Genomic DNA, 24,287 nt, shown 5'->3' with positions numbered 1-24,287 from the left:
AAGTTCTGCAAAAAGGGGCGGCCATAGTGCTGGTCATGCGGCTTGGCGTAGAGCGAGCTTTTTGTGCTCGCGCAGGTCGTCCATGTTGATGTAGCGGTTGGCCTCCATCCAGTTTTCGTTGGTCTCGACAGCCAAGGCCCTGACAAGGCGCAGGCAGCTTTCGGCGTTGGGGAAGATGCGTACGACATAGGTGCGCCGGCGGATTTCCTCGTTGAGGCGCTCGAGCATGTTGGTGGACTTGAGATGCTTGTGGTGCTGTCTCGGCAGCCTGAAGAAGGTCAGAGTTTGTTCGATGGCATCTTCGGCCCAGCCTGTCAGGCGCGGATAGCGAGGTGACCATTTGGCAAGCCATGCGGCGAGATCGGCCCTGGCCTCGGCGAGATCGCGTCGGTCGTAGAGCCAGCGCAGCTCCTGCAGGCAGTCATCGCCGTGCTTGCGCGGCAGATGATCGAGCGCGTTCCTGAGGAAGTGCACGTAGCAGCGTTGCCAGGCGGCTTCCGGGATCACCTCGCCGATCGCCGCCACCAGGCCGGCGTGATCGTCGGACACGACCAATTCGACGCCCTTGAGGCCGCGCGCCTTCAGTGAGACGAGAAAGTCTTTCCAGGCCGAACGGCTCTCGCGATTGGCCATCTCCACAGCCAGGATCTGGCGCCGGCCGTCCCAGTCGATGCCGACCGCGATCAGCACCGCCTGGCTCATGACGACGCCGGCTTCACGCACTTTCTCGTAGCGCGCATCGAGGATGAGGTAAGCAAACGGCTCTTGAAGGGGACGCCCCTGGCAAAGGCAGCGAGGCTCTCGTCCAGCCGCTTGTTGATGGCCGAGATCGACGAGGCCGAGAAAGCATGGCCGCACAGCTCTTCGGTGATCGCCTTCACCTTGCGGGTCGACACGCCCTGCACATACATCTCGGCCAGCGTCGCCACCAAAGCCCGTTCCGAACGCTGATAGCGCTCAAACAACTCGGTCGAGAAGCGCCCCGAGCGGTCCTGCGGAACCCGCAGCTCAAGCTTGCCGACGCGCGTCACAAGGGTGCGGCCATAGTAACCCGAGCGATAGCCAAGCCGCTCGGGCGTGCGTTCGCCCTTCGAAGCACTCAGCGCCTCATCCATCTCGGCCTCGAGCACCTCCTGCATCACCGCACGGATCACTTCGTGAAGTCCGTCCGGGTTCGAAAGCAGAATGTCTTTGACGGAGGCGCTGGCGGTCTTACTTTCAATCTTGGTCATGGTGGCGTTCCTTCGCGGGAATCGGTGACGTGAACAATCACCAGCCTGCCATGACCGCCCCTCTCTCAGCGAATTTGCAGAACTCTCAGCACACTACCCCTACTGCCCTACTGCCCTACTGCCCTACCATCTCGGCCAGCTTGCGAACCGTGTTCCAGTTGCGCGCGGTACCGATGCCGAGACGCTTGTGGTTCATCGCCGCGAGTAGCCGTGAACTCGGCCTTTCGCGCGAAAAGACGACCCAGATGTCGCCAGCGGAAGGCAATACCTTCTCGTCCTCGGCGGCATAGGCTTGCAGCGCCGCGACGCCCTCCACGGGCGCAGGTTTGCGCATCACCCGCACCGCCACCTGGTCGCCTGCTTCGGCTGAATCGGCCGGAAACGGATTGCCGGCGGCAAGTTTCAGCCACTCCTCGGCAGTGCGCACGATGATGTCGACATGGCGGCCGAAGGTTTTTTCGAAGGCTGTTTCCAGCCGCTGTTCTAGTTTCGCGATATCGGTCGCCCGCGCCTCGAAAACCAGATTGCCGGTCGCCACCAGCGTGCGGACATTCCTGAGGCCAAGGCCTTCCGCCATCGCCTTGAGGTCCGACATGACGACCCGGCGCCCCTCGCCCAGGATGATGCTGTAGAGGAGCGCGACATAGGTCTGCATGAGAGGCTCCGCCTGGTCGGTGCCTAGACCAGGCGCGACTGCTCGACCGCCGCCTCGATGAAGCTGGCGAACAGCGGATGCGGATCGAGCGGCCGGCTCTTCAGCTCGGGATGATACTGCACACCGATAAACCAGGGATGGTCGGGATATTCGACCGTCTCCGGCAGCACGCCGTCGGGTGACATGCCGGCAAACACCAGGCCGCAATCCTCGAGCCGCTCCTTGTAGTCGATATTGACCTCGTAGCGGTGGCGGTGGCGCTCGGAAATCTGGGTGTCGCCATAGATGTCGGCGATCTTCGAGCCCTTGGCGAGCTCGGCCTGATAGGCGCCCAAACGCATCGTGCCGCCGAGATCGCCGGTCTCGCGGCGTTTCTCCAGCATGTTGCCCTTCAGCCATTCCGTCATCAGCCCGACGACCGGCTCCTGGGTCGGGCCGAACTCGGTCGAAGACGCGTGCTCGACGCCGGCCAGCGAACGCGCCGCCTCGATGCAAGCCATCTGCATGCCGAAACAGATGCCGAAATACGGCACCTTGCGCTCACGCGCGAACTTCGCCGCCAGGATCTTGCCTTCCGAACCGCGCTCGCCAAAGCCGCCGGGAACCAGGATGCCATGCACCTTCTCCAGCCACGGCGTCGGATCTTCCTTTTCGAAGATCTCCGATTCGATCCAGTCGAGCTTGACCTTGACGTGGTTGGCCAGCCCGCCATGTGAAAGCGCCTCGATCAGCGATTTGTAGGCATCCTTGAGGCCGGTATATTTGCCGACGATGGCGATGGTCACCTCGCCTTCCGGATTGTGGATGCGGTCCGACACCTTCTGCCAGGGCTCCATGCGCGGCTTCGGCGCCGGATCGATGCCGAAGGCGGCCAGAACTTCCGAATCAAGCCCTTCCTTGTGATAGGCCATCGGCACGTCATAGATATGCGGCACGTCGAGCGCCTGGATGACGGCGCTTTCCCTGACATTGCAGAACAGCGACAGCTTTCTGCGCTCTTCCTTGGGAATGGCGCGATCAGCACGAACCAGCAGGATGTCGGGCGCGATGCCGATGCCGCGCAATTCCTTGACCGAATGCTGGGTCGGCTTGGTTTTCAACTCACCCGCCGTCGGGATGTAAGGCATCAGCGTCAGATGGACGTAGACGGCGTTGTTACGCGGCAGATCGTTGCCGAGCTGGCGGATCGCCTCGAGGAACGGCATCGCCTCGATGTCGCCCACCGTGCCGCCGATCTCGCACAGCACGAAATCATAGTCGTCATTGCCGTTGAGGACGAAATTCTTGATCTCGTCGGTGACGTGCGGGATGACCTGCACGGTGGCGCCGAGATAGTCGCCGCGCCGCTCGCGTTCGATGATGTTCTTGTAGATGCGGCCGGTGGTGATGTTGTCCTGCTGGTTGGCCGAGCGGCCGGTGAAGCGCTCGTAATGGCCAAGATCGAGATCGGTCTCGGCACCGTCATCGGTGACGAATACCTCGCCATGCTGGTACGGCGACATCGTGCCGGGATCGACATTGAGGTAAGGGTCGAGTTTTTTGATGCGTGCGCGATAGCCTCGCGCCTGCAGGAGAGCCCCAAGGGCCGCTGCGGCTATGCCTTTTCCAAGTGAGGAAACCACGCCGCCTGTGATGAATACATATCGCGCCATGGGAGTCATCGCTTAACGCGGCCGGATTGATTCCGCCAGAGAAAAAACCACCGCGAAGGCTTTTTCCCAAGAAGGCGCTTGGACCACGATCCCGAAAAGTGGAATCCGGTTTTCTCGGACAAACGGTTTCCGTTTGTCCAGGGATCACGACCGAACAGGCTTGATCGTGAACGGGCAAAACAAAAGGGCCGGCTGAGCCGGCCCTTTCGGCATGATGATGAAAACGTCAGATGATGACGACTTTGGTGCCAACCCTGACGCGGCTGTAGAGGTCCATGACGTGCTCGTTCATCATGCGGAAGCAGCCATTGGAGGCACTGGTGCCGATCGACTGCGGCGCGATGGTGCCGTGGATGCGCAGATGCGTGTCCTTCTTGCCGTCATAGAGATAGATGGCGCGCGCGCCGAGCGGGTTCTGGCCACCGCCGGGCATGCCGTCCTTGTACTGGGCGTAGTGCTTGGGCTCACGCTTCTGCATGTCGAGCGTCGGGATCCAGCGCGGCCATTCCTGCTTGTCGCCGACGGCAACAGTGCCCTTGAACTGCAGGCCTTCACGGCCGACCGCGATGGCGTAGCGACGCGCGGTGGTCGATGATTCGACCAGGTAGAGGCGGCGCGCACTGGTGTCGATGACGATGGTGCCGGCATCGTAGCCGGTGAATTCCACGTCCTGAGGGACGAATTCCGGCTTCACCTTGAACGGCTTCTTGGCGTTTTTCTGGGCGAGTGCCTGATCGAGCGCGCGTGTCTCCGGCAGATAGCTGATCGATGAGCCGGATGAGGTCCCACCAAACAGGCCGGCAAACAGGCCGCCACTCGACTGCTTCTGGCCGCCGATGACCTCGCTGCGCAGTTCGCCATTGTTGCCGGTCAAGGCAACGTTCATCGCCTCGGCCGGAAGCGGCTCGGCCGACTGGATCGGCGTGATCGGTTCAACCGGTTCGATGATCTTGGTGGTCTTCTTGGCCGGCTTTGCCTCGGCCACTTCGGTTGCTTGCGCTTTCTGGCCCTTGCTGGCGAGGAAGGCCTGGCGTTCCGCGTCGGCCTTGGCCTTCGCCGCCTCGCGCATCGCTAGCTTCCTGGCTTCCAGCGCCTTGGCCTTGGCGTCTTCCTTGTCGGCAACGATCTTGGCTTCGATCTTCTTGATCTGGGCGAGATCGTCCGGTGTCGGGTTTTTCTTCTTCTTGAGAAGCCTCAACTGCGCCGCATCACTTTTGGTGGCTGCGACAGGGATTGCATCGGTTCTGTCGACCGACTGATTGGTGCCCATATTGACTGGCACGCCGGCGAAAGCCGGGGAACTGAGGCCGAGTGCGGCGCAAAGTCCCAGGAAAATGAAGCTGCGAAGCTGCATGGCGAAGATCCGATCGTTCAATGCTTGTTGCCCACGGCGTCGCCCGGCGTCCCCCAAGGACACCGAAAATGCCGCGTGCAATCTATAGTCGAATAAGCGCGGATGCCTCAAGCGTGGGACCGCGCTACTGAGCGTCGAATCTTCGTGATCGCGCAGCATTTGCCGCGACTGTGTTCAAACGATCACAGATCGCGGTTTGGAAAAGTAGAGGTTACTGGTTCGGGACCTGCGGTGCGGCCGGCGCGGTATTGGTGGTGCCGTTGCTTGCCGGCGGCGTCGCGCCAGAGGCCGGCGCGGTGGCCGGAGCGGCTGGCGCAGGCGTCGTTGCTGCGCCATTGCCCGACGGCGGCGTCGGCGTGGTGCTGCCGGCGGGCGCCGGAGTGGTGGTGCCCGGCAACTGGTTGAGCACGCCCTTGCCGGCGCCGTCCGATGTTGCGGGAACGCGGTCGAGAATGTCGATCGGCTTCTCGCCGTAGCGGGCAATGATCGACAGGGTCAGCGACGTGACGAAGAAAGCGGCCGCCAGGATCGCCGTCGCCCGCGTCAACGCGTTGGCGGCGCCACGTGCCGTCATGAAGCCCGATCCGCCACCAATGCCAAGGCCGCCGCCTTCGGAGCGTTGCAGCAGCACCACGCCGACGAGGGCGAGCACGACCATGAGATGGATGACGATCAGTACGGTTTGCATAGTTTATCCTGGCAAGGCCTTGCCCGGCCGCGGACACGACCGGTGAATTGGAGGCGGCTCAATACAATGCTTTCACGGCATTTCCAAGCCCGTGGCCGGAATATGGGAAGCAACGCGCCCTTTGCAACGAATTTGGACGGGATGAGCCCCGTCCATCGTCGCGGATATCAGCCTGAAATGCTGCGATAGGCTTCGGCGATACCGAGGAAATCGGCTGCTTTCAGGCTGGCGCCGCCGACCAGCGCGCCATCGACATTCCTGACGCCCAGCAGTTCCACCGCGTTGGACGGCTTGACCGAGCCACCATAGAGAATGCGCACTTTGGCAGCGATGGCACCGAGCTTTTCCGCCAGCTTTTCGCGGATATGCGCATGCGCTTCGGCCACATCGGCGGCGGTCGGCGTCAGGCCGGTGCCGATCGCCCATACCGGCTCATAGGCAATGATGGTGTTGGATGGCGTGGCACTCGGCGGCACCGAGCCGGCGACCTGGCGCGACAGCACGTCGAGCGTGGCGCCCGCCTCACGCTGTTGCTGCGTCTCGCCGATGCAAACGATGGCCACGAGCCCGGCACGCCATGCGGCAGCGGCTTTGGCCTGGACCGTCGCATCGTCCTCGCCACGTTGTTCGCGGCATTCGGAATGGCCGACAATGACATGGCTCGCGCCGGCGTCCTTCAGCATCTCGGCCGAGATGCAGCCGGTGTAGGCACCGCTCTCCTTGGTATGGCAGTCCTCGCCACCGGCATGGACCGGCGTGCGCGACAGAATCTCCGCGGCATGGGAAAGCAGCGTCGCGGGAACGCAGACCAGTGCCTCGGTCTCCGCGTCGAGCCCGCTCATGAACCCGTTGCCGATCATCCTGAGCTCGTTCAGCGAGGCGCTGGTGCCGTTCATTTTCCAGTTGCCGGCGACAAGCGGGCGAATTCCTGGCGTCATGGTCTGCTTCTCCGGGCAATATCAAGCTCTGGCCCTCACTACCAAAATCAGGCCACAAAGCAATCGACAGTGGGCCGGAAGGGCGCTATTGCGCTTGTTTCAAACTCGGCGCATCCGAAAATGCGCATAAATCGGAAGTAACGATGCTTGGTATATTGAGAAGCGCGGCGGGTACCTGGGTCGCGAAGACATTGCTTTCACTGCTGGTGGTCAGTTTCGCCGCCTGGGGCATCTCCGGACGGCTGATGGGCGGCTTTGCCGGCCACGATTCGGTGATAATAGCGGGTGGCACCAAGGTATCGATCAACGAATATCGCCTCGCCTATGATCGCCAGTTGGCTGTCATGTCGCAGCAGTTCGGTCAGCGCCTCACCCATGAACAGGCAAAGGCGCTCGGCATCGACAATCAAGTTCTGGCGCAGCTTGTTTCCGGTGCCGTTCTCGACGAACAAGCCCGCAAGCTTGGCCTCGGCCTGTCCAAGGATCGGCTGGCCGAGCTGACGCGTGAGGATCCGGCGTTCAAGGGCCCAGGCGGCCAGTTCGACAGAAGAACATTCGAGTACATGCTGCGCCAGGTCGGCATGCGGCCCGAGGATTACCTGAAGAACCGCGCCCAGGTGGCGGTGCGCCAGCAGATCGTCGAGGCGGTCTCGGACGGCCTCAAGGCTCCGGACACTTTCTTCAAGGCGGTCGCGCTCTATCGTGGCGAGGATCGCACCGTCGACTATCTGCAATTGCCAAAGACGCTCGTCCAGCCGATCGAGGCACCGAGCGACAGCGTGCTTCAGGCTTATTTCGAGGCCAACAAGAAAACCTACGCAGCACCTGAATACCGCAAATTCTCCTATGTCCGCCTCGATCCGGTGGACATCATGGATCCGACCGCCGTCACCGACCAACAGGTCAGCGACGACTACAACAAGAACAAGGGCCGCTACACCACGCCCGAAATGCGCACCATCGAGCAGCTTGTGTTCAAGACGCCGGATGCGGCCAAGGCGGCGCTTGATTCGCTCAAGGCCGGCGCCACTTTCGAAAAGCTGGTGACCGCCGAAGGCAAGACCCCGGCCGACACGCTGCTTGGCACATTTGCCAAGGACAAGATCGCCGACAAGGCGGTTGCCGATGCCGCTTTCGCGCTCAACGCCAATGAAGTCAGCCAGGTCGTTCAGGGCGCCTTCGGTCCGGTGCTGCTGCGCGTCACCGAGATCAAGCCCGAAGTGGTGAAGCCGCTCGCCGAAGTGTCCGACCAGATCCGCAAGGACCTGGCGCTGGGCGAGGCAAGCCGCATCCTTTTGGATGTGCACGACAATTACGAAGACACCCGTGCCTCCGGCAGTTCGCTGGCCGACGCGGCGGCCAAGCTGAAGCTGAAGGACATCACCCTCGACGCCATCGATCGCAGTGGCCTCAGGCCGGACGGCTCCGTCGTCAAGGACCTGCCGGAATCGCCCGAACTGATCAAGGCGGTCTTTGACGCCGAACCCAAGACCGAAAACGAAGCGCTGACCACGGCCGACAACGGCTTCATCTTCTATGAGGTTGCTTCGATCACGCCGGCGCGCGACCGGACACTGGATGAGGTCCGCCAGAAAGTTGTCGCCGACTGGACGGCGGCAGAGACCACCAAGCGGCTCGCCGCCAAGGCAGGCGAACTCGAAAAGCGGCTCAAGGCCGGCGCCACGCTCGACGTCATCGCCAGCGAGCTCAAGCTGGAGAAGCAGACCAAGCGCGGCCTGAAGCGCGAAGCCGACGATGCCGATTTCGGCAAGGAAGGTGCTGCCGTGATGTTCGGCGTCGGCGAAGGCGGCACCGGCCTGATCCCCTCGCCCACCGGCGACGGACAGATCCTGTTCAAGGTCGCCGAGGTGTTCGAACCCGCCGGGGCCGATGCCAGCTCGGTGCCGGAGGACGCGCAGAAATCCTTCACCTCCGGCATGTCGGACGATCTGCTCGACCAATTGGTGGCGCAGTTGCAGACGCAGTATGACGTCCGCGTCGACCAGGCCGCCGTTTCCCAAGCTTCGACAAGATGAGCGCGCTGAAAACCCATATCGCCAAGGTCGCGGCCGGCGCGGCGCTTTCCTTCGAGGAAGCGCGCGAGGCCTTCGACATCATCATGTCGGGCGACGCGACCCCCGGGCAGATCGGCGGCTTCCTGATGGCGCTGCGCGTGCGCGGCGAGACGGTGAGCGAGATTTCCGGCGCTGTCGCCACGATGCGGGCCAAGATGCTCCGCGTCGAAGCACCGGCCGGCGCGATCGATATCGTCGGCACGGGCGGCGACAATTCCCACAGCGTCAACATTTCGACCGGGTCGGCCTTCGTCATCGCCGCCAGCGGCGTACCAGTCGCCAAGCACGGCAATCGCGGCCTGTCCTCGCTGACCGGTGCCGCCGATGTGCTGATCGCGCTCGGGGTCAAGATCGACATTCCGCCGGAAACGATCGGTCGCTGCATCCACGAAGCCGGCGTCGGCTTCATGTTCGCGCCCGCGCACCATCCGGCGATGAAACATGTCGGCCCGACCCGCGTCGAACTCGGCACCCGCACCATCTTCAACCTGCTCGGCCCCCTCTCCAATCCGGCTGGCGTCGTCAGGCAGATGGTCGGTGTGTTCCTGCCGGAATGGATCATGCCGGTGGCCGAGACATTGAAGGCGCTGGGCACGGAGCACGCATGGGTCGTTCATGGCGACGGCTATGACGAAATCACCACCACCGGCGAGACGCAGGTGGCGGAACTGATCGGCGGCGAGATCCGCAGCTTCACGCTGACCCCGCAAGAGGTTGGACTGAAGCGCCATACCAAGGACGAGCTACGTGGCGGCGACGCCGCCTACAATGCCAAGGCATTGCGCGATATGCTGGGCGGCGCTGCCGGCGCCTATCGCGACACTGTGCTGATGAATGCCGGCGCCGGACTGGTGATCGCGGGCAAGGCGACGACGCTTGGCGACGGTATCGCGCTTGCCGCGCAAGCCATCGACAGCGGCCGGGCGCTGCAGGTGCTCGATCATCTGGTCGAAATTTCAAACGGGTGAACCGTGTCTGACATTCTGCGCAAGATCGAGGCCTACAAGCGCGACGAGATCGCCGCCGCCAAGGCACGCGTGCCGCTGGCCGAGATCAAGGCGCGGGCGAAGGATGCCGACGCACCGCGCGGCTTTCTCGCCGCACTCGAGGCGAAGCAGAGATCGGGCGGTTTCGCCCTGATCGCCGAAATCAAGAAGGCAAGCCCGTCCAAAGGACTGATTCGTGCCGATTTCGATCCACCGGCATTGGCGCAAGCCTATGAGAAAGGCGGCGCCGCCTGTCTTTCGGTCTTGACCGATGCGCCGTCCTTCCAGGGCGCGCCGGAATTTCTCACCAAGGCACGGGCAGCCGTCGCCCTGCCCGCGCTGCGCAAGGACTTTCTGTTCGATACCTACCAGGTCTACGAGGCGCGCGCCTGGGGCGCGGACGCCATCCTGATCATCATGGCCAGCGTCGATGACGCCCTGGCCAGCGAATTGGAGGCGACAGCATTCGAACTCGGCATGGACGCGCTGATCGAGGTGCATGACGAGGCCGAGACGCTGCGCGCGGTAAAGCTGTCGTCGCAGCTGATCGGCATCAACAACCGCAATCTGAGAACGTTTGAAACCAGCCTTAAAACCTCAGAGCGGCTGGCGCCAATGGTGCCGGGCGGCCGCCTGCTGGTCAGCGAGAGCGGTATTTTCACCCATGACGACTGCCTCAGGATGCAGAAGACCGGCATCGACACCTTCCTTGTCGGCGAGAGCCTGATGCGGCAAGAGGATGTCACCGCGGCCACGCGCCTGCTTTTGACGGGCAAGGCAGCAGCCGAGGTGGCCTGACGATGACATCAGCCCTCACCCATCTCGGCAAGCAGGGCGAGGCCAACATGGTCGATGTCGGCGACAAGGAAGAGACGACGCGCACCGCGATCGCCGAAGGCTTCGTCTCGATGCAACCCGAGACACTGAAGACCATCCTCGCCGGCAACGCCAAGAAGGGCGATGTGCTCGGCACCGCGCGCATTGCCGGCATCATGGCGGCGAAGAAAACGCATGAGCTGATCCCGCTCTGCCATCCGCTACTCCTGACCAAGGTTTCCGTCGACATCGAGCCCGATCATGCGCTGCCCGGCCTGAAAGTCACCGCGCTGGCGCGTGTCACCGGCAAGACCGGCGTCGAGATGGAAGCGCTGACCGCTGCGTCGGTCGCCTGCCTGACCATTTACGACATGGCCAAGGCTGTCGACCGCGCCATGGTCATCTCCGGCATCCGGCTGGTCGAAAAGACCGGCGGCAAGTCCGGCGACTACAAGGCTGACGCCTGATGGCACTGGTTCCGGTCGCAGAGGCGCTCGACCGCCTGCTTGATGGTGCCGCGCCGCTGGCCGGCGAAAGCGTTTCCCTGTTCGAGGCGGTCGATCGTGTGTTGGCGGAGCCTGTCGTGGCGCTGCGCACCCAGCCGCCCTTCAATGCTTCGGCCATGGACGGCTATGCCACCCGCGCAGCCGATGTTGCGTCGGCGCCGTCGCGACTTTCGGTGATCGGCATGGCGCCGGCCGGGCGTGGCTTTGACGGTTCCGTCGGCGAGCGCCAGGCGGTGCGCATCTTCACCGGCGCGCCGCTGCCCGACGGCGCCGACACCATCGTCATCCAGGAAAACGTCCGGGATCTCGGCGGCGGCCATATCGAAGTGACCGAACCGACCGCGGAGTGGCGCAACATCCGCCGCATCGGACTCGACTTTTCCAAGGGCGACGTCTTGCTGGAGAAAGGCCGCTTGCTCGACCCGGCGGCGCTTTCACTGGCGGCATCGGCCAACCATCCCGCGGTCACAGTGGTCAGGCGGCCGCTGGTCGCCATCATCGCCACCGGCGACGAGTTGTTGCCGCCGGGCAGCGAACTCGGGCCGGACCAGATCATCTCGTCCAACGCTTATGGCGTCGCCGCTGCCGCGCAGTCGGTCGGCGCCCGCGCGCTTGATCTCGGCATTGCCGCCGACCGCAAGGAGGCCATCGCTGCCTTGGTGAAGAAGGCGGTCGCGGCCGGTGCGGATGTCATTGTCACGCTTGGCGGCGCCTCGGTCGGCGATCACGACCTGATCCATGATGTGCTGACCGGCGAAGGCATGACGCTCGGCTTCTGGAAGATCGCCATGCGCCCCGGCAAGCCGCTGATGTTCGGCCGCCTCGGCGACATCAGGTGTATCGGCCTGCCCGGCAACCCGGTGGCAAGCCTGGTCTGCTCGCAATTGTTCCTGAAGCCGCTTCTGGCAAGGCTCGGCGGCCGCAATCATCGCCAGGACATACGTCAGGCGCGGCTGGGCACTGCAATGCCGGCCAATGATCTGCGCCAGGATTATGTGCGGGCGGTGGTCAGGGAAGACGATGGCGGGCTGGTGGCGACACCGTTCAGCATCCAGGATTCCTCCATGCTGAGGATGCTGGCCGACGCCAACGGGCTGGTCGTGCGGACCCCATTTGCGCCCGCATCGGCTACCGGAGACTCTTGCAGCGTGCTGATGCTGCGCTGAAGAACCGCCACATAAAGCGCTGATAATGTGGAAAAATGATCTCGGTTATTCCGAGATTAAGGTTCGCGTCAGTGCATGCGCCGGATCGGCAAGCCCATCGACAATGTCGTAGTGATGCCGGTCGGGCTCGACCACGGCGCTGGTGGTGGCGCCAAGGCCGGTCCAGATGTTGGCCAGCAGCGCGTTCTGGCGCAGGAACTCCGAGCGCTCACCACCGCCGACCCAGCAGGTGATGCGAACACCATCCATGGGGCGCAGCAGCGCCGGGCTTTCGGCCAAAGCTTCGGCTTCATCGATTGCCAATGCCGCATTGTGCCCGGTGAACATAAGCGGACGCAGGTCATGCAGGCCTGAAATCGAAACGACGTGGCGTATGCGCTTTGCCACATCGGTGGCCAGAGGCGTTGATGTGGTCACCATGCGGCTGGCGAGATGTCCGCCGGCCGAATGTCCGGTCAGCATCAGCGGTCCCCCGACCATTGCCGCCGCCTTGTCGATCGCCGCGCCAATTTCGCGGACGATGCCGGCGATGCGGATGTCCGGGCACAGCGTGTAGGACGGCATCGCCACGGCAAAGCCGTTGCCGACCGCGCCCCTGGCGAGATGCGACCAGCCGCTCTTGTTGGACTCCAGCCAGTAGCCGCCATGGATGAACACGACGAGCCCCTTGGGAGCGGCATCGGGCAAGAAAAGATCGAACCGATTGCGCGGTCTGTCGCCATAGGCAATGTCGATGTGTGCCCGACCCTCGGCCGACAGCGCGTCACGAAAGGCTTGCGCCGGTTCCGTCCAGGCAGCCGGCCAGCGATCGCTGCCGGCGATGTTCGCGCCGTTGGCGTAGGCGTTGTCCCAATCGGCAATGCGATGTCTAGGCATCGGCACCCTCCCCCGAAGCGGCATCATTTCAGCGCTAGCAATGGCCGCCACCATGCCATGCGTCAATGCTCCAGGCAAAAACATTTTAGGCTTGAAACAAATTTCGACTGGTGCGATCCTGCGTACGAACAGCTGACAATGGGAGGTCTGCTGTGCTGTCCAAACCTGCGGATGTTCACCCTTCCCGGTGGCGTCGTCGAACAGCTGGCTGCACGAAGCCTCTCGCGAAAGACAGGAACTTCAGATCCACCACCCTGGACAGATGCTTCGCGCACTGGCCAGGCAGCAAATGGGATGGCGGCGAGATGCTTGGGCCTTCAGCGCATATCGACACGTTCACGCGCGATCACCTGCCGCCGCCGGATCAATGGCCTGACTTCCTGCTCGACGGTTTCGACTACCCCGAACATCTCAACGCCGGCGTCGAACTGACCGACAGGCTGGTCGAGAAGGGCCTCGGCGACCACACCGCCCTGATCGGCAATGGCCGCCGCCGCACCTACAAGGAACTGTCCGACTGGACGAACAGGCTCGCCCATGCGCTGGTCGAGAATTACGGCGTCAAACCAGGCAACCGGGTACTGATCCGCTCCGCCAACAACCCCGCAATGGTCGCCTGCTGGCTGGCAGCCACCAAGGTCGGAGCCGTCGTCGTCAACACCATGCCGATGCTGCGCGCCGGCGAACTCACCAAGATCGTCGAGAAGGCGGAAATAACGACCGCACTCTGCGACACCAGGCTGATGGACGAGATGACCGCCTGCGCCAAGGACAGCGCATTCCTGAGGCAGGTCATCGGCTTCGACGGTACCGCCAACCATGACGCCGAGCTCGATCGCGTCGCCCTCGACAAGCCGGTCACCTTCGCCGCCGTCAACACCGGCCGCGACGACGTCGCGCTGCTTGGCTTCACTTCGGGCACGACGGGCGTGCCGAAGGCGACAATGCATTTCCACCGCGACCTGCTGATCATCGCCGACGCCTATGCCCGCGAAATCCTCCAGGTCACGCCCGACGACATCTTTGTCGGCTCGCCGCCGCTCGCCTTCACCTTCGGCCTTGGCGGCCTCGCCATCTTTCCCCTGCGCTTCGGCGCGGCGGCGACGCTGCTGGAACAGGCGACGCCACCCAACATGATCCACATCATCGAGACCTACAAAGCGACCATTTCCTTCACCGCGCCGACCGCTTACCGCGCCATGCTGAAGGCGATGGATGAAGGGGCGGACCTGTCATCGCTGCGCGTTGCCGTTTCGGCCGGCGAGACATTGCCGGCTCCGGTCTTCGAAGAATGGACTGGGAAGACCGGCAAGCCGATCCTCGACGGCATCGGCGCCACGGAAATGCTGCACATCTTCATCTCCAACCGCTTTGACGACATGAAGCCCGCGTCAACCGGCAAGCCAGTCGGCGGCTACGAGGCGCGCATCGTCGATGATGAGATGCGCGAGGTGCCGCGTGGCGAGACCGGACGGCTGGCGGTGCGTGGCCCGACCGGCTGCCGCTACATGGCCGATGACAGGCAGAAGGAGTATGTGCGCGACGGCTGGAACCTGACCGGCGACACGTTTACCCAGGACGAGGACGGCTTCTTCCATTTCGCCGCGCGCTCCGACGACATGATCGTCAGCGCCGGCTACAACATTGCCGGGCCAGAGGTCGAGGCAGCACTCCTCTCGCATCCCGATGTCGCCGAATGCGCTGTGATCGGCGCCGAGGATGGCGAACGCGGCCAGATCGTCGAGGCGCATGTCGTGCTTGTGCAGGGCGTGGCGGCGGACGCGTTGACCGTCAAGCGCCTGCAGGATCACGTCAAGGCAACGATCGCGCCCTACAAATATCCGCGCTCGGTAAAATTCATCGCCGCGCTGCCCAAGACGCAGACCGGCAAGATCCAGCGCTTCCGGCTGCGCACGGAGAAAATCAATTGAGCGAACCCTACGATCCGGCGTCCGAAGGCGCACAGATGTCGTTCAAGGAGCGTATGTCCTACAGCGACTATCTCCATCTCGAGAAAGTGCTGGAGGCACAGACGCCGCTGTCGTCGGCACATGACGAGATGCTGTTCATCATCCAGCACCAGACCTCGGAACTCTGGATGAAGCTCGCTTTGCACGAGATCGGAGCGGCGATCCGCTCCATCCGCGCCGACCGGCTCGAGCCGAGCTTCAAGATGCTATCGCGCGTCGCCCGCATCTTCGAACAGCTCAACAACGCTTGGGACGTGCTGCGCACGATGACGCCAAGCGAGTACACCGAATTCCGCGACGCGCTCGGTCAGTCCTCCGGCTTCCAGTCCTGGCAATACCGCGCCATCGAATTCATGGCCGGCAACCGCAACCTCGCAATGCTCGGCCCCCACAAGCACCGGCCGGACCTCAGCGGCAAGCTGGAAGCGATCCTGGCCGAACCATCACTCTATGACGAAGCGCTGCTGCTTTTGGCGCGCAATGGATTCGACATCGGCGCCGACGCCAAGCGTACCGACTGGCGCGAAACCCGCACCGAGAACGAAGAGGTCCTGGTCGCCTGGCAGACCGTCTACCGCGATCCTCAGCGCTACTGGATGTTTTATGAACTGGCCGAGAAGCTGGTCGATTTCGAGGACTATTTCCGCCGCTGGCGCTTCAACCACGTCACCACGGTCGAGCGCATCATCGGCCTGAAGCGCGGCACCGGCGGCACCTCAGGCGCGTCCTATCTGAAGAAGATGCTCGAGGTCGTCCTGTTTCCCGAGCTGTGGACGGTTCGCACCCGGCTCTGACGTCTTAAGTCACTGCCGTCTTGACCGCGAAGCGGGCGTCCTGCCACGCGCCGGTGCGCAGGATGTCCGCCAGCACCTCGACCGCCTGCCAGACGTCCCTGTAGCCGACATAAAGCGGCGTGAAGCCGAAGCGGATGGTTGACGGCGCGCGGAAATCGCCGATCACGCCGCGCTCGATCAGGGCCCGCATCACCTGATAGCCATGCGGGTGGAGGAACGACACCTGGCTGCCGCGCGCGTTGCCGTCGCGCGGGCTTTCCAGTTCGAGGCCGTAGGCGCCGCATCTGGCTTCGACGAGATGTATGAACAGCTCGGTCAAGGCAATGCTCTTCTTGCGTACCGCCGCCATGTCCACATCGTCCCAGATATCCAGCGCTCCTTTCAGCGCCCGCATCGACAGCACCGGCTGCGTGCCGCACAGGAACCGGCGGATGCCGCTGCCGGCCGCATAGCCCTGTTCAAAGGCGAACGGCCGTGCATGGCCCCACCAGCCGCTGAGTGGCTGGCGAACATCCTCGTGGTGGCGTGTTGCGGCATAGATGAAGGCGGGCGCGCCCGGGCCGCCATTGAGATATTTGTAGGTGCAGCCAATGGCGAAATCGGCATTGGCGCTGTCGAGCTCGACCGGCAGCGCACCGGCCGTGTGGCAGAGATCCCAGACGATCAGCGCGCCGGCCTGGTGGGCCTTGCGCGTCAGCGCGGCCATGTCGCGCAGCTGGCCGGATTTGTAATTGACGTGGTTGACCAAGATGACGGCGACGCGCTCGTCGATCAGCTCTTCAATGGTCGGAGCATCGACGCCCTCGAGCCGCAGCACCGTGCCCGGCCGCGTCGAGGCCACGCCTTCGGCCATGTAGAGATCAGTTGGAAAGCTGTCGCCCTCGGCGACGATGACCGAGCGGTCCGGCCGCATGCCGAGCGCGGCATGCAGTACCTTATAGATGTTGATCGAGGTCGTATCGCAGACCACAGTCTGGCTGGCCGCCGCTCCGATCAGGCGCCCCAGCTGATCGCCAAGCGCGACCGGCATATCGAACCAGCCGGCCGTGTTCCAGGCACGGATGAGGTCCTGCGCCCACTCCTGCGTCGCGGCCTTTTGCAGCTCGTTGAAGACAGCGGGTGCCGCGGCGCCCAGCGAATTGCCGTCGAGATAGATTACACCTTCCGGCAAAATGAACCGGTCGCGCATGGCGCGCAGCGGATCCGCCGCATCCATGGCTTCGACTGCTGCGAGATCGAGCGTTGCACGCATGATTTGTGACATTCCCTGGTTATTTACGCCGTAATTATTCACGGATGGCTTCGCGAGCCGGTGCGGGTCCCCGGCCCCGCTTGAGGCTGGGCAGAGCAAGCATGGCAAGCACGAACAGGCCCGTGGCAAGCTTCAGGTCGGGAGGCGGCATGCCGGCGGCAAGGCAGAACGACACCAGCTGGTAATAGATGATCGCGCCGGCGAAAGGCGCCAGCAGCTGACGCCAGACCGTCTGCTTGCCGACGACCGCTTCGCCGATCATCAGCGCGGCAAGGCCGTTGATGAGGATGCCCAGCCCCATATTAACGTCGGCAAATCCCTGCGACTGCACCATCAGCGCGCCGCTCGATGCCGAAAACGCGCTCGCCAGCCCGACACCGCCTATGGTCGCCGCCCAGACATTGATGCCTTGAGCCTCGGCCATGTCAGGATTGGCGCCGACGGCGCGCACGGCAGTGCCCTTCTCGGTCCTGAAGAACATGTAGAGCGATGCGAAGACGACGAGCGCGAGAAGACCCGCGACAACGATCTTGCTGGCCGGGAAACCTGGCCGCGCGAACGGTACCCAGTCGAACACGGCGGGCGAGCCGAAGACGGAAAGATTGGACTTGCCCATGATGCGCAGGTTGATGCTGTAAAGCATCGTCATCATCAGGATACCCGCAAGAAGCGTGTGGATGCGGAAGCGCAGATGGATGAAGGCCGTGCAGCAGCCCGCCGCGAAGCCCGCCACGAATGCGACCATGATGCAGAGCAGCGGCGATGCACCGGCAGCCAGCAGGACGCCGCAGACGCAGCCGCCCAGCGGAAAGGCGCCTTCGCTGGTGAGATCGGGAAAATTGAGCATGCGAAACGGGATCATGATGCCGAGCACGACAAAGGCCAGGATCAGGCTTTGCGCCAGGGTCACCGGCATGATCGCGACGAAGCTGGTGAGAACGTCCTGAACAAAACCCATGATGATCAGCTCGCCAGCAACATGCGGTCGGTCTTGATGGAAAAATGGCCGATCAGGTCGAGAACCGTGACCCTCGCCTTCTCCTCGCCGGTGACCTCCAGGAGGACCCGGCCCGCGTCGAGCATGATCACCCGGCTGCCATAGTCGACGGCGTGCTGCATGTTGTGGGTCACCATCAGGGTGGTCAGCTTCAGCGCATTGACCGCGCGCACCGTCGCCTGCATGACGATCTCGGCCGTGCGCGGATCGAGTGCCGCGGTATGCTCGTCGAGCAGCAGCAGGTCCGGCGATCCGCCGACTGCCATGATCAGCGACAGCGACTGCCTCTGCCCGCCCGAGAGCAGATCGACGCGGGTATCGAGACGATTTTCCAGACCGAGGCCCAATATCGACAGGCGCTCCTTGTAGGACGCAAGCCGCGCGGCGTTCAGCCCTTGCCGCAGCGTGCGTTTGTGGCTGCGCAGATCGGCGAGCAACATGTTCTCCGCCACGGTCATGCTGGCGGCGGTGCCGCGCATCGGATCCTGGAAGACGCGCGCCAATCTTGTCGCGCGCTTGTACACCGGCATAGCTGTCACGTCGGCGTCGTTGATCAGGATCTTGCCGGAATCCAGGACAAGTGCTCCGGAAATGGCGTTGAGCATGCTGCTCTTGCCGGCTCCGTTGGAGCCGATGACGATGCCGAACTCGCCTGTGGCCAATGACAGGCTGAGACCGTCCAGCGCGACCTTCTCGTCGGCCTGGCCCCTGTAGAATACTTTGCGCGCGGATCGGATCTCGAGCATCGTTCCTCCCTGACTTGAAGGGCGACGGCGCCAACGCCGTCACCCTTGCAGCCCGATGTCAGTCGACGATGCAGCCGCAATCGGCCATCGATGCCGGTATCTCGATGCCGAACGCAGCCATCGCCTTGCGGGAAATCGTTGCCATGTGATCCTTATAGGCGGGGCGCGACGGTGCGATCGTCTTGGTATCCTTGCCCTTGAGGATCTCGGCGGCGATGTTGCCGGCGTTGATGCCGACCTGCGTGTAATTGACCGCGAAGCTTGCCGGTACGGTGCCGTTGCGGACCGCGCTGTCATCGGAGTTGACGATCGGGATACCGGCCTGGCGAGCGGCCGCGGAGACGGCGGCGATCGCCGGCTGGATCAGGTTCGAGGCCGGGCCGTAGATCACGTCTGCCTTGCCGGCGAGCGAAGCGATGCGCTGCTGGATGTCATTGACGTTGTCGATGCCGACTTCCACGACCTCGAAGCCGGCTGCGGGCGCCGCCGCCTTGATCTTTTCGACCAAGGCAACGTCGTTGGCCTCGCCTGGATTGTAAGGCACGCCAAAGCGCTTGGCGTTCGGCAGCAGCTTCTTGGTGAAGGCCATCACCGCGGCGACATCCTGCAGATCGCTGGCGCCGGTCATGCCTTCGTCGCCGGCGTCCCACGACGGCACCAGCTTGGCCGCCACCGGATCGGTGACCGCGGCAAAGACGATCGGAATGCCGGAACCGGCGAGCGCCTTCTTGGCGATCTGCGAGACCGGCGTGGTGATGGTGTAGATCAGCTTGGGCTGCTCCGCCTGCAGCTTGGCGATCATCTGCGGCACCAGCGATGCATCGAAATTGGTATGGCTCTCCGTGTAGACGACGTCCTTGCCCTCGACGAAGCCATTGTCCGTCAACGCCTTCTTGAAGCCGGCTATGGCGGCGTTGAGCTGTGGATGCTCGCCGAAATTGGCGATGCCGATGCGTATCTGATCGGCCGCGGCACTGCCTGCACTGACCATCAACGCGCCTGCCAGGGCCAAGCCCGACAGCCAAGCGGATTTCGACTTCAACATCATTTCCTCCCAGATTTGATCGGCGCCGCTCCCGGGCGGCAACTGCGGCGATCATGGTCAGTCCCTCAGCGCCTGTCAAACATTATATATAATTCTTGCCATGCCTTCACATGATATATAATTTTCGCAAGCCTGATGATGGACGGAAAGTGATGCAGGATCAGAATAACTCCACCAAGACGGAGGCGGCCTATCAGCTGCTGCGGCGCGATATCCTGACCACCCGCCTCATGCCAGGAGCGCCGCTCAAGCTGAGCGCACTGCGCGGCATATATGGCGTCGGCTGGACGCCACTGCGTGAGGCTTTGTCCCGACTTGAAGCCGAGCGCCTGGTCACCGCCATCAGCAATCGCGGCTTTGCCGTCGCTCCCGTGTCGCGGGCCGAGCTCGAGGACCTGGCGCGCGCAAGGCTGGTTGTCGAAATGCCGCTGTTCCTGGAATCGATCGCGAACGGCGGTAGGGAATGGGAGGACGCGGTTGTCACCGCTCATTACCGGCTCTCCCGCTGCAAGACTGCGGTCGACGACCCCTCGGATGCGGCCGTCGACAAGTGGGACGAGAGCCACGAGGCCTTTCACGCGGCGCTGTTGAGCGCGGCGACGTCCAACTGGCTGTTACGGTTCCGCTCGACCATCGCCGATCAGCTGCGGCGGCATCATCGTTTTCTCGGCCTGGCGCCGACATTGCGGGCGGCGGCCGGCCTCAAGCACGGCTATGGCGAGGCCATGGACGCTCTGCGCGAGGCGATCGCGATCGAGCATCACACCGCAATCATGGAAGCGGCACTCGATCGCGACGTCGAGCGGGCAAAGGCACTCATGACCGCGCATATCGGCTACACGCTGCACGTCTATGTTCACAGCGAAGACAGTGGCACCTACGCCGCCCGCGCCGGCAGCCTGAAAGCGGTTTCCGGATGACGCTTGCGTGGCGTCCAGATCCCCGCGGCCCGTACCCGCCCCGAAGCCCGCGATTGTTGGCATTTTGGTTTCGTTTCGTTCCGCTGGAAATGGATCGATAAACCATACAAATCCACCCCGTGAACGCCTTTCGAAGGCCTGATGCCAAACCGCATCCTGGGGTAGGCCACAGGCCATTAACCAAAACAATTTCAATGCGCGCGGCGGAGGCGGAGGTGGTCGACTGCCGCCCGCTGCCAGGGGCAAAAAATTTCAGGCGTCTTAACAAATTCACTAAACTTTAAACGGTTGCAGAACACAACTGGAACAGATAGTGTTTGTTCTGGGTTTGTTTTTCGATTCTGGTTCAGACCCTTTGTTCAAGCCTTGGGGGCCGCCATGCTGACGCGCAAGCAACATGAACTCTTGATGTTCATTCATGAACGGCTGAAGGAAAGCGGCATTCCACCGTCCTTCGACGAGATGAAGGAAGCGCTCGATCTCGCCTCCAAGTCAGGCATCCATCGCCTGATCACGGCGCTGGAGGAACGCGGCTTCATTCGCCGGCTGCCCAACCGGGCGCGGGCGCTGGAAGTGCTGCGGCTGCCGGATTCGATCGCGCCCGGCCTCAATGCTGCAAAGAAATTCTCGCCGAGCGTCATCCAGGGCAGTCTCGGTCAGGGCGGCCTTGGCCGCCAGATCAAGCCGGCGTCGTCGCGCTTGCCGGCGGCCGGCAACGACGACGACGCGGTTTCCGCGGTGTCGATCCCGGTGATGGGCCGCATCGCCGCCGGTGTGCCGATCGATGCCATCCAGCATCAGACGCATTCGATCTCGGTGCCGCCGGACATGATCATGGGTGGTGAGCACTATGCGCTCGAGGTCAAGGGCGACTCGATGATCGAGGCCGGCATCTTCGATGGCGACACCGTCATTATCCGCAACGCCGACACGGCGAGCCCGGGCGAGATCGTCGTGGCGCTGGTCGACGAGGAGGAAGCGACATTGAAGCGGTTCCGCCGCAAGGGTGCCTCGATCGCGCTTGAAGCCGCCAACCCTGCCTACGAGACGCGCATTTTCGGACCGGACAGGGTCAAGGTGCAAGGCAAGCTCGTCGGGCTGATCCGGCGCTACTGAGCAGGAGCGGTCGGCGCTTCGGGTTTTTGATAGGGCGGCAGCCCCCTCGCCTCACGCGAAAATTTTCGCTGCTCGTGCCAAGGCCGATACGGGCTGTCCACCGCGAAGCTGACGATTGGCGGACCGGTCGCCGATTGGCGGTCAAAGAAGACGGCGGCACTGCCCTTACGGGCCAGTTGCCGTTTGGTGACGACGAGAACCAGCGGATTGTGGCAGGCGTCATAGCCGGTCGCGTCATTGACGACGATCAAATCGGCGAAACCGCAGGCTTTCCAGGTGTCCTTGCGGTCTTCGACATGCGCAATGATCGCGCCGGACGGGTGCCGGGCAAGACAGACGCCATCCGTGCAATAGAATGGCGCTCCCGGCGGCAGGTTGACGGCATCGGCAATGCCGAATTGCCCCTCCGCCTTGCTGAACATTTCCGGCACGACGATGGTTTCGGACACCAGCGCGCGTTTCCAATTGTCGACGGTGAATTCGTTCGGACGAGCCCGGCTGACCGCGAGTTCGCCACCGCCGATCGGCAACGCGACCAGCCGTGCATCTTCCGAGATCAAGACATCCGGCGTGCGCGTATCCGACACCGTCAACAGGCCGGCAAGCGCGAATGGCAGCGCTGCGAGCCGCAGCCAGGTCGTCGCCATCGTCGCGATGACCAGGGCGATGGTCACCAGCAGGACGGATTGCTGCGAAATCAGCCCGACCGCGTCGACCGGCGAGCGTTCCGATATCCAGGCCGATATGGCGATCATTGCGGTCAGGCCCTTGCCCATCACGTAAAGAAAGGGACCATCGGCACCGAAAGGCATCGCCAGCGAACTGAGAACAGCGAAAGGCATGACAATCAGCGAGACGATCGGCATGACGGCCAGATTGGCGAACAGGCTGAGCGGCGACACACGCTGGAAATGCCAGATGGCAAACAGCGCCGTGGCGCAGCCGGCGATGATGGAGGTCATGGCCAATCCGCCTGTCGCCAGCAGGAATTTTCGCGTGAGAAAGCTTGGCAGGGATCGCTTTGGCGGTGGCGGTCTTGTCTTTCCCGAATGGTGATCCGCCCAACCGGCATAGGCGCCAACCAGCGCAGCCGTTGCCGCGAACGACATCTGGAAACTCGGGCCGACCACTTCGTGTGGCGACACCACGATGACGGCAATCGCCGAGATCGCCAGATTGCGCATGGTCAGCGCCGCGCGATCGAACAGGACGGCAGTCAGCATCACCGCAAGCATGATGAAGCTGCGTTCGGCGGCGACGACGACGCCCGAAATCACGAGATAGGCGGCGATCGAGAACAGGGCCGCGGCGGCCGCGTATTTCTTCACCGGCCGACGCGCGGAAAAATCCGGAAACAGCGCGAAGGCGCCGCGCAGCAGACCCATGATGGTGCCGGCAACCAGCGCCATATGCAGTCCGGAAATCGAGATGATGTGATAGATGCCGGTGCGCCGCATCGCCTCGTTGATTTCGTCGGGAATGCCCGCGCGGACGCCAACGATCAGCGCCGCGGCGATCTCGCCCTCGGCCCCTCCAATGCTGCCCCTGATATGGTCGGCGATGGCTTCACGGGCATTTTCTATCCCGGAGAAAAGGCGGGCTGACAGAGGCATCTCACCGTCCTCGGCGGAGACAAGCTTTGGATTGCCGAGAAAGAAGCCGCTGCCGCCAATGCCGGCGAAATAGCTGTCGAAGGAGAAATCGTAGCTGTCCGGCCGCACCGGGCCGGTCGGCGGCAACAGTTTGGCATAGCCGGTGACCAGGGAGCCGGCAGTCATGTCCGCCGGGATATTTCGCGCCGAAAGCCGGACCCTTTCCGGCGCATAGCGCAATTTCGGCCGGGCGGTCGACGTCACGTCTATGGTCAGCCGGATGCGGCCAGTCTCCATCCGGTCGAGCGAGACGACGCGGCCGGTCACTTCAGTCGAGATTTCCGAGCCCAGCATCTGGGTGCCCACTCGCCATGTCTCGACCTTGGCGGCAAGCAGGCCAAGCGCGCACAACAATGCCGCCATGAAGCCCAGATGGGTTTTCGGCCAGGAGCGCGAGACAAGCGTGCAGATCGCCATCAGCACGACGACCGCGACAGGTCTTGCAAAGTCGGGCTCCGCCGCCAGCGAATAATAGCCGATCGCTCCAGCAGCCAGGCAGACCGGCACCAGCAGGAAGGCGATGCCTCGGTCAAGCTCGAGCTCCGCTGCCGTCGCCACACCGCGGCGCAGGCGAGGTAAGGAAACCTGGCCGAGCTGCCGTCGGACGCGCACAATCCGGCCCGAGACAGGGGACGGAAGTGGCGCTGGGATATCCGCCTGCAGCGGCTGGCTACCGGGCGCAGGCACAAGAGGCGATGGCGGCAGTGAGGTTGGCGGTGGAATCGCAAACAGGGACCGTTCGCTGACGCCAACACCAGCGTCCTCGCCCTGATCCAAGCCCCGGCCTCGTCCAGCCATCGGGTCTGCCCCTTGCACCCCTGACGCCCTATGCTACATGAACGCCGGGCGCG

General features: G+C 63.3%; 20 protein-coding genes and 1 pseudogene. 9 read left to right on the top strand and 12 right to left on the bottom strand.

Annotated features, from left to right (window positions below):
• Window positions 1-33 precede the first annotated feature (33 nt).
• The 6 genes and pseudogenes from DBIPINDM_RS35960 to tpiA form a co-directional block, all read right to left on the bottom strand.
• A pseudogene (locus DBIPINDM_RS35960) lies at window positions 34-1,232 on the bottom strand (IS256 family transposase).
• A 115-nt stretch (window positions 1,233-1,347) separates the two neighbouring features.
• Window positions 1,348-1,887, bottom strand: a complete 540-nt coding sequence (locus DBIPINDM_RS35955; protein WP_258583694.1) for a DUF1697 domain-containing protein — start codon at window positions 1,885-1,887, stop codon at window positions 1,348-1,350.
• Window positions 1,888-1,910: 23 nt separating this feature from the next.
• Complete coding sequence (locus DBIPINDM_RS35950; RefSeq protein WP_081709448.1) at window positions 1,911-3,548, bottom strand: CTP synthase; 1,638 nt, start codon at window positions 3,546-3,548, stop codon at window positions 1,911-1,913.
• Window positions 3,549-3,765: 217 nt separating this feature from the next.
• Window positions 3,766-4,893 (bottom strand): L,D-transpeptidase, encoded by a 1,128-nt coding sequence (locus DBIPINDM_RS35945; protein ID WP_258583692.1) that lies wholly within the window; start codon window positions 4,891-4,893, stop codon window positions 3,766-3,768.
• Between the two features lie 211 nt (window positions 4,894-5,104).
• Window positions 5,105-5,581 carry a preprotein translocase subunit SecG gene (secG, locus tag DBIPINDM_RS35940; protein ID WP_019858168.1) on the bottom strand — a complete coding sequence of 159 codons (477 nt, stop codon included), beginning with the start codon at window positions 5,579-5,581 and terminating at the stop codon, window positions 5,105-5,107.
• Window positions 5,582-5,748: 167 nt separating this feature from the next.
• Window positions 5,749-6,519, bottom strand: coding sequence for a triose-phosphate isomerase (gene tpiA, locus DBIPINDM_RS35935; RefSeq protein ID WP_258583691.1), 771 nt, complete (start codon window positions 6,517-6,519; stop codon window positions 5,749-5,751).
• A gap of 143 nt (window positions 6,520-6,662) precedes the next feature.
• Between tpiA and DBIPINDM_RS35930 the strand changes: the two genes are divergently transcribed.
• From DBIPINDM_RS35930 to glp, 5 genes are read left to right on the top strand one after another with little or no spacing between them, the layout of a single operon-like run.
• Entirely contained in the window at window positions 6,663-8,555 is a 1,893-nt protein-coding gene (locus tag DBIPINDM_RS35930; protein WP_258583690.1) for a SurA N-terminal domain-containing protein, read from the top strand.
• Window positions 8,552-9,562, top strand: a complete 1,011-nt coding sequence (gene trpD, locus DBIPINDM_RS35925; protein WP_258583689.1) for an anthranilate phosphoribosyltransferase — start codon at window positions 8,552-8,554, stop codon at window positions 9,560-9,562. Before DBIPINDM_RS35930 ends, trpD begins: the two co-directional genes overlap by 4 nt.
• A 3-nt stretch (window positions 9,563-9,565) precedes the next feature.
• Entirely contained in the window at window positions 9,566-10,378 is an 813-nt protein-coding gene (gene trpC / locus DBIPINDM_RS35920) for an indole-3-glycerol phosphate synthase TrpC (protein ID WP_258583688.1), read from the top strand.
• Between the two features lie 2 nt (window positions 10,379-10,380).
• Window positions 10,381-10,863 carry a cyclic pyranopterin monophosphate synthase MoaC gene (moaC, locus tag DBIPINDM_RS35915; RefSeq protein WP_258583687.1) on the top strand — a complete coding sequence of 161 codons (483 nt, stop codon included), beginning with the start codon at window positions 10,381-10,383 and terminating at the stop codon, window positions 10,861-10,863.
• Window positions 10,863-12,068: a gephyrin-like molybdotransferase Glp gene (glp, locus tag DBIPINDM_RS35910; RefSeq protein WP_258583686.1), complete on the top strand. Its 1,206-nt coding sequence runs from the start codon at window positions 10,863-10,865 to the stop codon at window positions 12,066-12,068. The genes moaC and glp overlap by 1 nt, the downstream gene beginning before the upstream one ends.
• Before the next feature lie 45 nt (window positions 12,069-12,113).
• Here the strand turns inward: glp and DBIPINDM_RS35905 are convergent, their stop codons facing one another.
• The gene (locus DBIPINDM_RS35905) at window positions 12,114-12,944 is read right to left on the bottom strand and encodes an alpha/beta hydrolase (RefSeq protein WP_258583685.1); all 831 of its coding nucleotides are present in this window, start codon (window positions 12,942-12,944) and stop codon (window positions 12,114-12,116) included.
• A 305-nt stretch (window positions 12,945-13,249) separates the two neighbouring features.
• Between DBIPINDM_RS35905 and DBIPINDM_RS35900 the strand changes: the two genes are divergently transcribed.
• Window positions 13,250-14,875, top strand: a complete 1,626-nt coding sequence (locus DBIPINDM_RS35900) for an AMP-binding protein (protein ID WP_258583684.1) — start codon at window positions 13,250-13,252, stop codon at window positions 14,873-14,875.
• Entirely contained in the window at window positions 14,872-15,708 is an 837-nt protein-coding gene (gene kynA / locus DBIPINDM_RS35895; RefSeq protein WP_258583683.1) for a tryptophan 2,3-dioxygenase, read from the top strand. The genes DBIPINDM_RS35900 and kynA overlap by 4 nt, the downstream gene beginning before the upstream one ends.
• A 4-nt stretch (window positions 15,709-15,712) precedes the next feature.
• On the opposite strand, the gene kynU is transcribed toward kynA, so the two are convergent.
• Genes kynU through DBIPINDM_RS35875 form a run of 4 tightly spaced genes read right to left on the bottom strand, consistent with a single transcriptional unit; the run spans window position 15,713 to window position 19,748 of the window.
• Complete coding sequence (gene kynU, locus DBIPINDM_RS35890; RefSeq protein ID WP_258583682.1) at window positions 15,713-16,960, bottom strand: kynureninase; 1,248 nt, start codon at window positions 16,958-16,960, stop codon at window positions 15,713-15,715.
• A gap of 34 nt (window positions 16,961-16,994) precedes the next feature.
• On the bottom strand, window positions 16,995-17,918 hold the full coding sequence (locus DBIPINDM_RS35885) for an ABC transporter permease (protein WP_258583681.1): 924 nt from the start codon (window positions 17,916-17,918) through the stop codon (window positions 16,995-16,997).
• A gap of 5 nt (window positions 17,919-17,923) precedes the next feature.
• A complete protein-coding gene (locus DBIPINDM_RS35880; protein ID WP_258583680.1) occupies window positions 17,924-18,703 on the bottom strand; it encodes an ABC transporter ATP-binding protein in 780 nt (259 codons plus the stop codon).
• A 58-nt stretch (window positions 18,704-18,761) separates the two neighbouring features.
• On the bottom strand, window positions 18,762-19,748 hold the full coding sequence (locus DBIPINDM_RS35875) for an ABC transporter substrate-binding protein (protein ID WP_258583679.1): 987 nt from the start codon (window positions 19,746-19,748) through the stop codon (window positions 18,762-18,764).
• A 152-nt stretch (window positions 19,749-19,900) separates the two neighbouring features.
• Between DBIPINDM_RS35875 and DBIPINDM_RS35870 the strand changes: the two genes are divergently transcribed.
• A complete protein-coding gene (locus DBIPINDM_RS35870; RefSeq protein WP_258583677.1) occupies window positions 19,901-20,668 on the top strand; it encodes a GntR family transcriptional regulator in 768 nt (255 codons plus the stop codon).
• Between the two features lie 378 nt (window positions 20,669-21,046).
• Entirely contained in the window at window positions 21,047-21,784 is a 738-nt protein-coding gene (lexA, locus tag DBIPINDM_RS35865) for a transcriptional repressor LexA (protein WP_258583675.1), read from the top strand.
• Here the strand turns inward: lexA and DBIPINDM_RS35860 are convergent.
• Window positions 21,778-24,234 carry a ComEC/Rec2 family competence protein gene (locus DBIPINDM_RS35860; RefSeq protein ID WP_258583673.1) on the bottom strand — a complete coding sequence of 819 codons (2,457 nt, stop codon included), beginning with the start codon at window positions 24,232-24,234 and terminating at the stop codon, window positions 21,778-21,780. The genes lexA and DBIPINDM_RS35860 overlap by 7 nt on opposite strands.
• Window positions 24,235-24,287 lie beyond the last annotated feature (53 nt).

Source organism: Mesorhizobium sp. AR02 (assembly GCF_024746835.1).
Lineage (GTDB): Bacteria > Pseudomonadota > Alphaproteobacteria > Rhizobiales > Rhizobiaceae > Mesorhizobium.
Note: the sequence above shows the minus strand (reverse complement) of the source record. Positions and strands in the feature narration are given on the sequence as shown.